This is a genomic window from Apolloniradiicaulis salifontis (genome assembly GCF_053756655.1).
The window spans coordinates 1,017,592-1,030,614 of record NZ_CM132387.1; the positions used below are offsets into that span (position 1 = coordinate 1,017,592).

At 67.7% G+C, this 13,023-nt stretch carries 14 protein-coding genes; 12 read left to right on the top strand and 2 right to left on the bottom strand.

Going from position 1 to position 13,023, the window contains the following annotated elements; all coding sequences use genetic code 11:
* The first annotated feature begins 119 nt into the window (after window positions 1-119).
* Together ACWCOP_RS04935 and ACWCOP_RS04940 are read left to right on the top strand one after the other, a co-directional pair.
* Window positions 120-467, top strand: a complete 348-nt coding sequence (locus ACWCOP_RS04935) for a DUF952 domain-containing protein (protein ID WP_478250111.1) — start codon at window positions 120-122, stop codon at window positions 465-467.
* Window positions 464-1,501, top strand: coding sequence for a quinone-dependent dihydroorotate dehydrogenase (locus ACWCOP_RS04940; protein ID WP_478250112.1), 1,038 nt, complete (start codon window positions 464-466; stop codon window positions 1,499-1,501). Before ACWCOP_RS04935 ends, ACWCOP_RS04940 begins: the two co-directional genes overlap by 4 nt.
* Here the strand turns inward: ACWCOP_RS04940 and ACWCOP_RS04945 are convergent.
* Window positions 1,498-1,923 (bottom strand): very short patch repair endonuclease, encoded by a 426-nt coding sequence (locus ACWCOP_RS04945; protein WP_478250113.1) that lies wholly within the window; start codon window positions 1,921-1,923, stop codon window positions 1,498-1,500. The two genes, ACWCOP_RS04940 and ACWCOP_RS04945, sit on opposite strands and share 4 nt — an antisense overlap.
* Window positions 1,924-2,045: 122 nt before the next feature.
* On the bottom strand, window positions 2,046-3,209 hold the full coding sequence (locus ACWCOP_RS04950) for a DNA cytosine methyltransferase (RefSeq protein WP_478250114.1): 1,164 nt from the start codon (window positions 3,207-3,209) through the stop codon (window positions 2,046-2,048).
* Window positions 3,210-3,289: 80 nt separating this feature from the next.
* On the opposite strand from ACWCOP_RS04950, the gene ACWCOP_RS04955 reads away from it, so the two are divergent.
* The 10 genes from ACWCOP_RS04955 (at window position 3,290) to ACWCOP_RS05000 (ending at window position 12,918) form a co-directional block, all read left to right on the top strand.
* A complete protein-coding gene (locus ACWCOP_RS04955; protein ID WP_478250115.1) occupies window positions 3,290-4,195 on the top strand; it encodes a hypothetical protein in 906 nt (301 codons plus the stop codon).
* Window positions 4,196-4,242: 47 nt separating this feature from the next.
* Window positions 4,243-5,265 (top strand): tetratricopeptide repeat protein, encoded by a 1,023-nt coding sequence (locus tag ACWCOP_RS04960; RefSeq protein ID WP_478250116.1) that lies wholly within the window; start codon window positions 4,243-4,245, stop codon window positions 5,263-5,265.
* Between the two features lie 155 nt (window positions 5,266-5,420).
* Entirely contained in the window at window positions 5,421-6,980 is a 1,560-nt protein-coding gene (gene ftsZ, locus ACWCOP_RS04965; RefSeq protein WP_478250117.1) for a cell division protein FtsZ, read from the top strand.
* Between the two features lie 160 nt (window positions 6,981-7,140).
* The gene (locus tag ACWCOP_RS04970; protein WP_478250118.1) at window positions 7,141-7,548 is read left to right on the top strand and encodes a DUF2141 domain-containing protein; all 408 of its coding nucleotides are present in this window, start codon (window positions 7,141-7,143) and stop codon (window positions 7,546-7,548) included.
* A gap of 60 nt (window positions 7,549-7,608) precedes the next feature.
* The gene (locus tag ACWCOP_RS04975) at window positions 7,609-8,250 is read left to right on the top strand and encodes a hypothetical protein (RefSeq protein WP_478250119.1); all 642 of its coding nucleotides are present in this window, start codon (window positions 7,609-7,611) and stop codon (window positions 8,248-8,250) included.
* Complete coding sequence (locus ACWCOP_RS04980) at window positions 8,250-8,552, top strand: winged helix-turn-helix domain-containing protein (protein WP_478250120.1); 303 nt, start codon at window positions 8,250-8,252, stop codon at window positions 8,550-8,552. Before ACWCOP_RS04975 ends, ACWCOP_RS04980 begins: the two co-directional genes overlap by 1 nt.
* 183 nt (window positions 8,553-8,735) lie before the next feature.
* Complete coding sequence (gene lpxC, locus ACWCOP_RS04985) at window positions 8,736-9,635, top strand: UDP-3-O-acyl-N-acetylglucosamine deacetylase (protein ID WP_478250121.1); 900 nt, start codon at window positions 8,736-8,738, stop codon at window positions 9,633-9,635.
* A gap of 163 nt (window positions 9,636-9,798) precedes the next feature.
* Window positions 9,799-10,635, top strand: a complete 837-nt coding sequence (locus ACWCOP_RS04990; protein WP_478250122.1) for an outer membrane protein assembly factor BamD — start codon at window positions 9,799-9,801, stop codon at window positions 10,633-10,635.
* A gap of 24 nt (window positions 10,636-10,659) precedes the next feature.
* Complete coding sequence (gene recN, locus ACWCOP_RS04995; protein WP_478250123.1) at window positions 10,660-12,408, top strand: DNA repair protein RecN; 1,749 nt, start codon at window positions 10,660-10,662, stop codon at window positions 12,406-12,408.
* 6 nt (window positions 12,409-12,414) lie between these two features.
* Window positions 12,415-12,918: an N-acetyltransferase family protein gene (locus tag ACWCOP_RS05000; protein ID WP_478250124.1), complete on the top strand. Its 504-nt coding sequence runs from the start codon at window positions 12,415-12,417 to the stop codon at window positions 12,916-12,918.
* Window positions 12,919-13,023 lie beyond the last annotated feature (105 nt).

A 13,023-nucleotide genomic window follows, 5' to 3' on the forward strand; every position in this document is an offset into this window, starting at 1 on the left:
AAAACTTTCCTTTCACCACCTTTTTTACGGATCGAAAGCCGCGCGGTGCGCATGGGCGCCGGGCGGTCGCCTCTACGGATCCTCTTGCGCATGACGGCGCGCGGGGCTAGGTGCGCGCCATGACAGACACGATCTATCGCATCGCCGCGCCCGGCGCCCTGGCCGCCGCCGCAACCGCCGGCGCCTACGAGGGCGAGGCCCATGACAAAGCCGACGGCTTTATCCATTGCTCCACGCGCGAACAGCTCGCGGGCACGCTGATGGCCCACTACGCCGGGGCGAGCCGTCTGGCCGTGGCAGAGATCGACGCGGCGGCGCTGGGCGATAGTCTGAAATGGGAAAAATCCCGGGGCGGGGAGAGCTTCCCCCATGTCTACGGCGTGATTGCCTGGGACACTGTGCGCGCCGTGCATCTGATCCGGCAGGGCGATGAGGGCGAATGGCGCCTGCCCGAGGAGCTGACATGAGCGATCTGGCCGCCCGGCTCCTGACGCTCTTGCCGGCCGAAACCGCCCATCGCGCGGCGCTTCGCGGCCTCAAGGCGGGATTCGGCCCGAAGGCGGCGGCTTCGCCCGACCCGGTTCTGCGCACCGCGATCGGCGGGATCGAACTGCCCCATCCGGTGGGCCTCGCCGCCGGGTTCGACAAGAACGCTGAAGTCCCCGATGCGCTTTTGCGCGCCGGCTTCTCCTTTGTGGAGGTTGGCGGCGTAACGCCGCGCCCCCAGCCCGGCAATCCGCAACCACGCCTGTTCCGCCTGCGCGAGGACAAGGCGGTGATCAACCGCATGGGCTTCAACAATGAGGGCCTTGATGCGATGAAGGCCCGGCTTGAGGCGCGCCAGGAAAGCCCGGCGCCGGGCGTGGTGGGCGTCAATCTGGGCGCCAACAAGGACTCAGAGGATCGCGCTGGGGATTATGCGATCCTGCTGAAGGCGCTTTCCGGGCTCGCCGATTTCTTCACTCTCAATGTCTCCTCGCCCAACACGCCGGGTCTTCGCGGACTGCAGACCGGCGCGGCGCTGGATGATTTGTTGAAGAAGGTCAATGACGTGCGCTGGGCCGAGCCGGTCTTCATCAAGATCGCGCCGGACATAGAGGACGCCGATGTGGACGCCATCCTGTCGGCGATCACCGCGCACAAGCTGTCCGGCCTGATCGTGTCGAACACCACCATCCAGCGGCCGAACACGCTGCAGAGCCGCAATCGCGAGGAGCCCGGCGGGCTGTCGGGCAAGCCCCTGTTCGAGCGTTCCACTGCGGTGCTGCGCGCCTTTCGAAAAGCCGCCGGGCCGGATCTGCCCATCATCGGCGTCGGGGGGGTGGATTCGGCTGAAACCGCCTACGCCAAGATCCGCGCCGGCGCGAACGCGGTCCAGCTCTACACCGCGCTGGTGTATCAGGGCCCCGGGCTGGCGGTGCGCATCCGTGACGGGCTCGCCGATCTTCTAAAGCGCGACGGATTTGAGCGTCTGGCCGACGCCGTGGGCGTGGACGTTTAAGTCAGGAACGCGTTCATCCGCGCGGCCAGCGCCTCGGCGTCCTTCAGCTGGCATTCCCAGAGCGTCAGGCTTTGCCAGCCCTGCTCCTTGAGTTCGGCTTGGACGCGCGCATCACGCTCGCGATTCCGGGCGATCTTGGCGGCCCAGTAGTCCGCGCGCGTCTTCGGCTTGCGCGAGCCGCGGGCGCAAGAATGGCCATGCCAGAAGCAGCCATGAACGAAGATCACCTTGCACCGTCCGGCAAAGACCAGATCCGGCGTGCCGGGCAGATCCGTGCGGTGCAGGCGATAGCGATAGCCGAGCCCATGGGCGAGGCGGCGGACTTTCAGTTCGGGCTTGGTGTTCTTGCCCTTCACCCGCGCCATGACGCGCGAGCGCTCTTCAGGCGTGAAGACGTCGTGACGGCCGGGTTCGTTCCCCACTTTTTCCTGTCCTCTTTCGCGTCCGCTCAGTCGGTCCTCGCTGACGCTGCGGGCGGACGGTCGTCCTTGCGAACCCTTCGGGTTCGAACCGGCTTCGCCCGGCTCCCCGGTCTCGTTCCCCGTCACTGGGCCGCGAGCGCCGCGGCCCGGGCATGGTCGAGGACCGGTTCAAACAGGTGCTCGCCCAGAAACCGCACCACGTCCACCGCCACGCCGTCGCCGGCCAGATGCAGGGCGGCGCGCTCAGAACCCGGCAGCACATAGTCATCGGGCAGGCCCATGAGACGGGCGTATTCGCGCCCCGTCATGGGCCGGGTGCGCACCCGGCGGCCCTTCACCGAAACGATGAACTGGCGCGACGAGCCGCCGCCGGGGGTTCTAAGGCACCCGGCCAGCCCGTCAAAGCGCACCTCGGCGCGCTGCACCTTCACATCCTTCTCCACACGCATGCGCCGGTAAAGCGCACCAATGGCCGGCGTTCCCTGCGCCTTCACAGCGTCGAGCTTCTTGCGGGTCGCCGCACTCATCAGCGAGAGCAGGCGCCGGGTCTCTTCCGGGCTGTGCCAGGGGGTGCGGCGGGGCGGATCAAGCTTGTGCTCCAGCGTCTCATTGGGCGCCGGCGGCACGGGCAGGGCCCACCACAGGAAATTGGCTTTAAGATCGGCGGGCAGCGCATCGACGGCCTTCTTAACGGCGCGGGTATGAAACGGGCTGAGCATGTCCGGGGCGGTGTCCAGAACCAGATCTTCGGGGATCTCCAGATCCTTGCGGAGCGCGGTGACGAACAGGCGCGGCCGCGACTGGGGCACGAACCAGCGCGCGTCGATCTCCAGGGCGCCGACGCGGTAGCCGCCCGCATCCAGCGTTCGACACAGCGCGGTGAAGTCTGCGCCGCCAGAACAGGTGAGCAGCCCCGGCACGTTTTCCAGCCCGATCAGGCGCGGAGCGCGGCCTTCCTCCTGAAGCGCCTCGATCAGGCGCCAGAACTGATAAAACGCGCTGGAGCGGCCGCCCGACAGGCCCGCGCGGGCGCCGGCCAGCGACAGGTCCTGGCAGGGAAAACTCGCCCAGGCGAGATCGGCGGCGCCAGGCAGCTGATCAGGCTTCACCGCGGCCACATCGCCCACATGCAGATCGCCGTCGCCATAATTGGCGGTATAGGCGGCGGCTTTGGCCGGGTCGAAATCATTCGCGAAATCACAGCGCCAGCGCGGTCCGAGGCCGCGGCGCGCCATGCCGCCGCCGCAGAAAAACTCATAAAAGCCGTATCGGGAATCACCGCTCATGAGCAAAGCTTAACCTGACGGCCCTTCCTGTCGCGCATCCCGGCGTGTAGCGTTTCAACCGGACCGCAAGGGGATGCGCCATGGCCCGCATGGATGTTGTTACCAGATTCGCCGCTTTTGGCGGTGTTCTGCTTCTCACCGCCTGCACGACCGGCGCCCCGCCGCCCGACATGGCGCAGGGCTTCGCTACCGGGTCCGCGACGACGACGGCCGCGACCGGGTCGGCCGGCTCCTCCGCACCGGGTTACGTGCTCGCCGGCGCTGCGTTTTCCGGTCTCATGGAGTTTGACGAGCAGGATGGTCGGCCGGTCATTCTCTATCGCCATGCCGTGGACGGCGCGCCCAGCCTGGTGGCCGAGCTTGACCCCGAGCGCTCATGGCTGAGCGACGGCGTGCGCCGGTTTGAAGGGGTCAGCGACCGCGGCGTGCCGGTGGAGGTGGAGCTTGTGTCCGGCGTGTGCCGGGCGGGCGGCCGCGACCATGCCCGCTTCGTGCATGTGCGGGCCGGGCGCCTGAGCTATGAAGGGTGCGCGCGCGAGGTCGGCCCCAGCGTACGCTGGAGCGAGGCCTTGCCGCGCTATCTTGAGCCGATCGAAGCCTGCCTCGAAGCGTCGCGCGCAAGCGCCATGGCGAGCCTGCGCGCCGCAGGACCCGCCCATGTGATCCATGCGCGTGGGGAGGCCGGTGCGCCGGTGATCCGCTTCCGGTTCGGCGAGACCGGGCGCTGGGATTGTAGCGCGGGCGGCGCCCGCCCGCAGTGGAGCGTGGTCGCCGCCGATGCGCCGGGCCAGCCCGGCGAGGCCGACCCGGTGTACGCGCCGGGCCGCCCGCCCGCCGCCGGGGACGGGTGCTATCTCTGGGAACATGTGCGCGGCGCCGACGGGGTGGTGATCGGCGCGCTGGGAGATGATGTCTGCGGCGGCGGCGCCGGAGCCGGGGTCGGATCTGGCGCGCGAGCAACGGCCTCGCTCGCAGGTCTGCCCTGAGCGCCAGCCGCTAGGCGCGCAGGGGCGACTCGCCTCACACAGACACCATGGCGCTTTTTCGACGCAGTTTCCTCACCCCCTGCGCCGTGCTCGCAATGAGCGCGGCCGCCGCCGCGCCTGCGGGCGCCGGCGAGGTGAAGGACCTGCTGGCCCTTCCCGGCGGCGCCGTGTTCGTCGCACTCGACGACACCCCCGCCTCGATGACCTCCAGCGCTGGCCCAGGCCGCGTCGCCGTTTCGTTTCAGGGCTGGAGCGGGCGGCCGCGCACGCTTGAACCCTATGGCGAGGCCGGGTTCTCGCGCATTCTCGTGACCGCCGACGGCTTTGTCCTGGAGGGCGGGTTTTCCGGCGCCCGGGCCGAGCTTCGCCGCGGCGGGGTGCTGATCCAGTTTAGCGACGGCGCCCGCCATGACGGCGAGATCGCAGCGGGTCAGGGCGCTTCCCGGGGGGGGGCGCCGGGCTCGACGTCGTCATACGCTTCAATGCAAGCGAACGCGCACGGCTCGTACGATGCGCAGGCCGGGCCCGCCGACGGGCCGGACGCCAATCCAGGATCGGCGCCGAGCCTGGCGCAATCGTCGGATCGGGCGGCCGATCCGGCGCGGCAGCCGGACGTCGAACCTGAAGCCGCATCGCAAGACGCCCTGTCCGTTCCGCAGCGCAGCTCCCGGTCAGAGCCTCAACGCGAGCCCGCAGGCTATCCTGGTGCGCTCGAGGCTGCGGCGAATGCAGGCGAGGCCGCGTCACAGCCCGGGCCCGGGCCGTGCGACGCCCAGGCCTCAGCGCTCGCTGACGCGCCCTGGGATCTTGATCGGCTGACCGACCATGCCGACTGCCTGGTGGAGGCGGGCGAGACCCGTAACGCAGCCGGGCTTTATGAGCGCGTGCTTGCGTTTCAGCCGGAGCATTTTCGCGCCGCCCTGGGGCTGGCGCGCCTTCGCGAGCAGTCGGGGCGCTATGCCGACGCTGCGCGTCTGTTTGAAACTGCAGCCGGATCGGCCATGACCGACGGTGAGGCTTTGGCCGCCAGCGCCGCAGCCCGGCGCGCCAGGGAAGCGGGACAGGATTAACGCGGCGCAGTGTTTCGTTAATCCTTCGTTCCCGAAGCGTTCGCGAAAGTCCTAATGTTCTTCGAAGCTTGGCTTAACCCGCGATTAAACAACGCAGCGCATGCTGGTTCTCTAATCGTCCCTTAACCATTGTGCTTCGCGACGGAGTCCGCGCCATGCCCCTCAATCTTTCCGCGCCCGAGTCCACAGAGCTGAAGCCCCGCATCCTCGTTTTCGGGGTTGGGGGCGCTGGCGGCAATGCGGTCAACAACATGATCGAAGCGGAGCTGGAGGGCGTGGATTTCGTGGTGGCGAACACCGACGCCCAGGCCCTGGCGCGAGCCAAGACCGACCGGCGCATCCAGATGGGGGCGAGCATCACCGAGGGGCTGGGCGCCGGGGCGCGCCCGGAGGTCGGCGAGCAGGCGGCGGAAGACTCCCTGGCCGAGATCACCGAGCAATTGCAGGGGGCCCACATGGTGTTCATCACCGCGGGCATGGGCGGCGGCACCGGAACCGGCGCCGCGCCGGTGATCGCGCGCGCCGCGCGCGAGCAGAACATCCTCACCGTGGGCGTAATCACCAAGCCGTTCCATTTTGAAGGCACGCGGCGCATGCGCCTGGCCGAGGCGGGGATTGACCGTCTGCAGGAGCATGTGGACACGCTGATCATCATCCCGAACCAGAACCTGTTCCGCATCGCCACGGAGAAGACTACCTTCGCCGAAGCTTTCGGCATGGCCGATCAGGTGCTGCATTCGGGCGTGCGCGGCATCACCGACTTGATGGTCATGCCCGGCCTGATCAATCTCGACTTCAACGATGTGCGCACCGTGATGAACGAGATGGGCAAGGCGATGATGGGCACCGGCGAAGCCAGCGGCGACAAGCGCGCCGTGGAGGCCGCCCACAACGCCATCAACAATCCGCTGCTGGACGATGTCTCCATGAAGGGCGCCAAGGGCGTGCTCATCAACATCACCGGCGGCATGGACATGACGCTTTATGAAGTCGACGAGGCGGCCAACGAGATCCGGAACGAAGTCGATCCGGACGCCAATATCATTGTCGGCTCCACCTTCGATCCGGGCCTGGACGGCGTGATCCGTGTCTCGGTCGTGGCCACCGGCATCGACGCCGAGGAATGCGTTCAGCCCGCGCGCCGGCCCGAGCCGATCGCCCAGGCGTGGAAAGCCCGCGAAACCCGTCCGCAGCGCCAGGCCGAGCCGCTTGTGCGCCGCGCCGCCGATGCGGTGGCGGTCAACGAGCAGCCGCGCGCGCAAGTCTCCGGCCCCGCCGCGTCCCAGACCAGCGCCGATATGCACGCCGCCGAGCCGCAACCCGAAGCGCCGTCGCAGGATCATGTCCAAGACCGGGGCCAGGACCGCGCTCAGGAGCCGACCTATCAAACCCATGAGCCCGCGCCGCAAAAACCAGCCGTGGTGGAGACCCGCGAACGTCTGGAGCGTGAGATCAACGCCCCGCGCGGACGCGCCGAGCATCCCCGCGCCCGTGAGGCCGAAGTGGAGGCGCCGCGCCGCGGCCTGTCTCTGTTCGGCCGCCGCGCGAAGCCCGCACCGGAGCCCCGGCGCGACCCGCTAAGCTCGCGTCCGGCCGAGCCGGCCCCGCGGCCTCAAGCCCAGCAGGCCCATTCGCGCAGCAACGATTTGTTTGGCGAACCCCATGAAGAGGAAGATCTGGAGATCCCGACCTTCCTGCGCCGCCAGGCCAACTAGCCAGCAGGCTCCGTAAGAGCCCGACACAAGCCCCGCGCCCCCGGCGCGGGGCTTTTTCGTGCATACCGTCCGCCCCGCAAAAATTCAGAAGCCAATCAGTTGACATGACGAGCTAGTTTAAAATACAAATTTGTTGTCGCCATCAAAAGGAGGAGACGACATGAAAACGCTCATCACCGCCTCGGCCGCCGCACTTCTGGGCGCTGTGGCCTACGGCGCGCCCCTGACAGTTTCGCTCGACGGCGTTCAGGGCGACGGCCCGCTCTATGTCTCGGTCCAGACCGAGGCGGAGTACATGCAAAACGCCGGAACGGCCGGCACGATCGTGCAGGCTCCAGAGCCGGGCGCCCATGAGTTCACGTTCGACGTACCGCCAGGCGCCTATGCGGTGTCGATCTGGCATGATGACGGAAATCAGGTCTTTGACCGCGATGAGAACGGCTGGCCGATGGACGGCTGGGCGCTTTCCGGGACCCTGGCCGAAGGAGAACCCAGCTTCTCTGACGCCGCCGTGACGGTCGGCCCTGACGGCGCCTCGGTGTCGTTGAGCATGATCTATCCTGACTGACGAGTCTCCGGGCGTCCTTCAGGCGTCCGGACTTCGCCCACCAAACCCCGGGAGACGGGCATGAGCGATCAAGACACCACCGATCCGCGCGGCGACCTAGCTTACGTGCGCGCCATGACGGACCGGGCGGCCAGGGCGCCGCTACTGGGCGGGCGTTACCTGCTTTTCTGGAGCGCGTTGCTGTCCGTCGCATACACCACCCATTATCTGCTTGCTTCAGGGCTGATCGGCACGCCCCCCTATATCGAAATTGTCTGGCTCGCCTTCGGGTTGACGGGCGGCGCGGGGATGGTGCTGCTGTCGCGTGGCGCAGCTCGTAAGCCGGGCCAATCGGCGGTGGGAAACCGGGTCGAGCGTGAGGTCTGGCGCGGAGCCGGGATTGGGATATTCCTGTTCGTCGCCGGCGTGGTCGCTGCGGTCGAACTGCGCGGAGCCCCCATGATCCTGTTCGACTTCATCGCCTCGGTCGCGTTGGTGCTTTACGGCGCCGCCATGCTCGCCACCGCTGCGGCGTCTGGTGAAACTTGGCTACGTGCGCCGGCCGGGACGGCCTTCGTGGCCGCAGCAGTGACGCCCGTTCTGGCCGGCGAAGCGGTGTTATATCTGTTCCTTGCCGGAATAATGGTTTTGATCGGCGTGGCGCCTGGCGTACGCCTGCTGCGGGCGGAGCCTCCGAGTCTGGACGAAGACGGCACGCTGTAATGGCCAGGCTGAAACCGGATTCGCTGGACGACGTCATTCATGGACGCATCCGCCTGGGGGTGATGGCGTATCTGTCGCAGACGGGATCGGCGAGCTTTTCCGAGCTCGCTCAGGCGCTTGAGACCACCAACGGCAATCTGTCCATCCATCTGAAAAAGCTGGACGCCGCCGACTATATCGCCATCGACAAGCGTTTCGTGAAATCAAAACCGCTGACCACCGCCCGGATGACAGAATCAGGCCGCACCGCCTGGCGCGCCTATCTCGACGCGCTGGGCGTGCTGTTCCACGGCGACGGCTGAAGCCCGCCGCCCGCCGATGCCGCCATCCGCGGCGTGTTACGCCCGGTAACATCAAGCAACAATCGTTTAATTGCTGCGTGTGCTAAGGCGCGTAGGGTGCATGGCGTACTAGAGGGGTTGCGTCGGGCTTAGACCGTAAAAGCGGCGGGCAGGGCGCGAAGAGCGACAGGAAAGACCGGTCAGATGTCTCATCGCACCACATTGAACTCCGCCGCGGTTTGCGCCGGCATCGGCTTGCACACCGGCGCGCGGGTGCGCATGGTCATGAAGCCCGCCCCGGTTGGATCCGGCATCGTGTTTGAGCGCACCGATCTGGACGTCGCCGATCCGCGCGTGCCTGCGCGCCGCGAGTTTGTGCGCTCCACCGACCTTGGCACCACGCTGGTCAATGAGGCCGGCGCCTCGGTGGCGACGGTTGAGCATTTGATGGCGGCGCTGGCCGGGCTGGGGATCGACGATCTCCTGCTGGAGTTGGACGGGCCGGAAGTGCCGGCCATGGACGGCAGCTCGGCGCCCTTCGTCAAACTCATCCTGCACGCGGGTCTGAAAACCTCCCCGGCGCCGCGCCGCGGGATTCAGGTCCTGAAGCCCGTCGCCGTTGAGGACGGGGCGCGCCGCGCCATGTTCCTGCCGTCGCTGAAGCCGGCGATCGACGTGGAGATCGATTTTGATGATCCGGCCATCGGGCGGCAGCACTTCGCTTTTGAAGTGTCGCGCGAAGTATTCTCCGAACTGGTCGCCCCGGCGCGCACTTTCGGCTTTCGCCGCGATCTCAATGCGCTTTTGAAGGCCGGTCTGGCGCGCGGCGGCTCCATGGAGAACGCCGTGGTGCTCGACGAGGGCAAGGTGGCCAACCCCGAGGGCTTGAGATTCGCCGACGAGTTCGTGCGTCACAAGGCGCTGGACGCGCTGGGTGATCTTTATCTGGCCGGCGCGCCGATCCTGGGCCTTTACCGTGCGGTGCGCCCCGGTCACGGGCTGAACGCCAAGGCCGTCTCCGCGCTGCTGGCCGACACCTCCGCCTGGCGCTGGGCGACGATCAAGAATGACGCGGCGGTCGAAGAGCGCCTCGTGCGATCCTGAGGCGTCTTGCGTTGAAGGCTTCACGCTGCGAGCCGGCTTCACCTGACAGCATGCTTTCGCCCGCGGCCTGCATCGGTTAAACCACTAGCGAACCGGAAATTCTCGAGCGCGAGGCCATGCCATGGGCCGCCGGGCGCGACGGGATGCAAGAGGTCCTTGGTCCATGACGAACGCCGTCCGCGCTCTTCTTCTCATCGTCGCCTCGGCGCTGATGCTCACTGCTTGCGGGGGCAATCGCGACGCCGAGCTGGCCTATGTCGAGACGCCGGTCGAGCGGCTTTACAATGAGGGCTTCGACGCGTTGCAGCGCCGGCGCTATGATCAGGCGGCGGCGTATTTTGACGAGGTGGAGCGGCAGCACCCGTTCTCCGAATGGGCCCGCCGGGCGATGCTCATGGCGGCCTATTCCAACTATGAGGCGCGGCTTTACGACGAGGCGATCTCGGACGCCGAGCGCTTCATCGCGCTTCACCCGGGCAGCTCCAGCGCGCCTTACGCCTACTACCTCATCGCCATCAGCCATTACGAGCGCATCTACGATGTGGGCCGCGATCAATCCACGACGCGCACCGCGCTTGAATCGCTGCAGCAGGTGGTGCGCCGCTTTCCCGACAGCCCCTACGCCTCGGACGCGCGTCTGAAGATGGACATGACGCGCGACCACCTGGCCGGCAAGGAAATGAGTGTCGGCCGCTGGTATATGCGCAACGGCTATTACCTGGCCGCCATCAATCGCTTCCAGAATGTGGTGCGCGATTACGAGACCACCAGCCACACCCCTGAAGCCCTCCACCGTCTCGTCGAGTCCTATGTGGCGCTGGGCGTGGACGAGGAGGCGCGTCAGGTCACTTCGGTGCTGGGCTATAACTTCCCCGGCTCGAACTGGTACGAAGACAGCTATGACCTTCTCACCGCCCGCGGCATCGCCATACCGGGCGCGGAGGATCTCGAACGCGATCCGTCGCTTTTGCGCCGGGCGATCGATCGCATCTTCGGCTAGGGCGGACACTATGGGCCGGGCGGCGTGCTGACTTCGCTCTCGATTCGCGACATTGTTCTGATCGACCGGTTGGAGCTTGTGTTCGAGGGCGGCCTATCGGCGCTCACCGGCGAGACCGGCGCCGGCAAATCCATCCTTCTGGGCGCTTTGGGTCTGGCTTGCGGCGACCGGGCCGAGCGCAGCCTTGTGCGTGTCGGCGCCGACCAGGCCATGGCCTCGGCGGTGTTCGAACCGGCGCCCGGCCATCCCGTCTATTCCGTCATCGAAGAGGCGGGCCTCGTCATCGAGCCCGGCGAGCCGGTGATCCTGCGCCGCACCCTGTCCGCCGACGGTCGCTCGCGCGCCCATGTAAACGATCAGCCGGCCAGTGTCGGGCTTCTAGCGCGCCTCGGCGAGCTTCTGGTGGAGATCCACGGCCAGCATGACGGGCGCGGGCTTCTGGACCCGAAGACCCATCGCGGGCTGCTGGACGCCTATGCCGGCGTTGAGCGTGAACGCAAAGCCGTGGAGTCCGCCTTCAAGGCGCTCGCCGCGGCCCGCACCCGCCTTGATGAGCTCACTGCGACCCGCGACAAGGCGGCGAGCGAAGAGACGTTTCTGCGCGACAGCGTCGAGGCGCTGGACGCGCTTGCGCCGCGAGCCGGCGAAGAGGCGAGCCTCGCCGAAGAACGCAAATTCCTGCAGCAGGCCGAAAGCGCGCTCACCGAATTACAGGACGCCATGGAGGCGGTCGCCGGCGGCGAGGGCCTGTCTGAGCGGCTCAATACGGCGCTGCGCGGGCTTGAACGCGTGCGCGGCGCTTTAGGCGCGGAGGGGGGCGCTGCGCCCGGCCTCGCGTCTGGCGAAGCCGAGCCTGCGGGCGAAGCGATGTCCGGGGCTGGAGCCGCCCGCGCGGCGGTGGAGCGGGCCGCCGGCGCGCTGGACCGCGCGCTGATCGAGTTTGGCGAGGCCGAGGACGCCTTGTCCGACGCGGCGCAGCTCTTTGAAGTGGAGCCGGGCCGGCTGGACGCGGTGGAGCAACGCCTGTTCGCCCTGCGCGGCGCGGCGCGAAAGCATGGCGTTGAGGTCGAGGATCTCGCCGGTCTGCGCGACACGCTGGCCGACCGCCTCGACATGATCGAACACGCCGATGACCGGCTGAAGGAAGCCGAGGCCGCCCTGAAAGCCGCCGAGGCCGATTACGCCAAGGCCGCCGGCGCCCTGTCGAAGATGCGCAAGGCCGCCGGCGACAAGCTCGCCGGCGCAGTCGAGGCCGAGCTCGCGCCGCTGAAAATGGACAAGGCCCGCTTTCGCGTCGCGGTCGAGCCGGACCCGTCGCGCCCGGGCGCACGGGGCTGGGACCGGGTGGCGTTCGAGGTGGCGACCAATCCCGGCGCGCCCTTTGGTGCGCTGGACAAGATCGCGTCCGGCGGCGAGCTCTCCCGCTTCGCCCTGGCGCTGAAGGTGTGCCTGGTGGAGCGCGGCGGCGCCAAGACCATGGTGTTTGACGAGGTGGATCAGGGCGTCGGCGGCGCGGTGGCCGACGCGGTGGGCCACCGGCTTTCACGGCTGGCCGCCACCGGGCAGGCGCTGGTGGTCACCCACTCACCCCAGGTCGCCGCCCGCGCCGCCCTGCATTTTCGTATCGAGAAGGCCGAAACCGGCGAGGGCGTGCGCACCGGCGTGCGCCTGCTGGAGCAGACGGAACGCCGCGAGGAGATCGCGCGTATGCTGTCGGGCGCGCAAGTCACCGACGCCGCCCGCGCGGCGGCCGATCAACTGATGTCGAGCTAGGTTGTTTTGAAACTTCGAAATGCGCGGCCGGGCGATCTGGCGTCTCTCCAACATCTCTGGCGGACCGGTCTCGAGGCCGGCCGGCGCCGCCTCACCGCCGATGAGCGCGAGGCGCGAGCGCGCGCCTTCATCGACCGGCACATGGCGAGCGGCACGCTGCTCATCGCCGCCGTGGGCGAGGGCAGGGTGCTGGGCTGTCTCGGCTATGACTCAGCGGACCGTGCGGTGGTGATCGATGCGCTGCTGGTCGATCCCGAGCATCAGGGCGAAGGCGTGGGCCGCAGCTTTGTGGACTGGCTGAAGTCCCGCCATGACCGGATTGAAGTGGCGGTGGGCTTTGGCGCGCGCGAGCTGCGCGGCTTCTATAAGGAACTCGATTTTGATGAGGCGGCGCATCCAGGCCCGCTAGATCACGACGCTGACGAGGATGGCGACGATGATGCGGATGGGGGCGCCTCGGAGCATTCCGATGCAGATTTCCGGCTGGTCTGGCGACGCGCCAGGCGTTGATGCGTGGATAACAAGGTCGCCGCGCTTCGCGCCTAGTGGACCGCGCGAGGGTCTTTTGACGGTCCGCACACCCTTGACCGAAACACCTCTCCGGCCTCTTTCTTC

Excerpts from the sequence above, each read along its gene's own strand:
- ACWCOP_RS04935 (WP_478250111.1), top strand. The coding sequence starts at position 120 with ATGACAGACACGATCTATCGCATCGCCGCGCCCGGCGCCCTGGCCGCC.
- ACWCOP_RS04940 (WP_478250112.1), top strand. The coding sequence starts at position 464 with ATGAGCGATCTGGCCGCCCGGCTCCTGACGCTCTTGCCGGCCGAAACC.
- ACWCOP_RS04950 (WP_478250114.1), bottom strand. The coding sequence starts at position 3,209 with ATGAGCGGTGATTCCCGATACGGCTTTTATGAGTTTTTCTGCGGCGGC.
- ACWCOP_RS04955 (WP_478250115.1), top strand. The coding sequence starts at position 3,290 with ATGGCCCGCATGGATGTTGTTACCAGATTCGCCGCTTTTGGCGGTGTT.
- ACWCOP_RS04960 (WP_478250116.1), top strand. The coding sequence starts at position 4,243 with ATGGCGCTTTTTCGACGCAGTTTCCTCACCCCCTGCGCCGTGCTCGCA.
- ftsZ (WP_478250117.1), top strand. The coding sequence starts at position 5,421 with ATGCCCCTCAATCTTTCCGCGCCCGAGTCCACAGAGCTGAAGCCCCGC.
- ACWCOP_RS04970 (WP_478250118.1), top strand. The coding sequence starts at position 7,141 with ATGAAAACGCTCATCACCGCCTCGGCCGCCGCACTTCTGGGCGCTGTG.
- ACWCOP_RS04975 (WP_478250119.1), top strand. The coding sequence starts at position 7,609 with ATGAGCGATCAAGACACCACCGATCCGCGCGGCGACCTAGCTTACGTG.
- ACWCOP_RS04980 (WP_478250120.1), top strand. The coding sequence starts at position 8,250 with ATGGCCAGGCTGAAACCGGATTCGCTGGACGACGTCATTCATGGACGC.
- lpxC (WP_478250121.1), top strand. The coding sequence starts at position 8,736 with ATGTCTCATCGCACCACATTGAACTCCGCCGCGGTTTGCGCCGGCATC.
- ACWCOP_RS04990 (WP_478250122.1), top strand. The coding sequence starts at position 9,799 with ATGACGAACGCCGTCCGCGCTCTTCTTCTCATCGTCGCCTCGGCGCTG.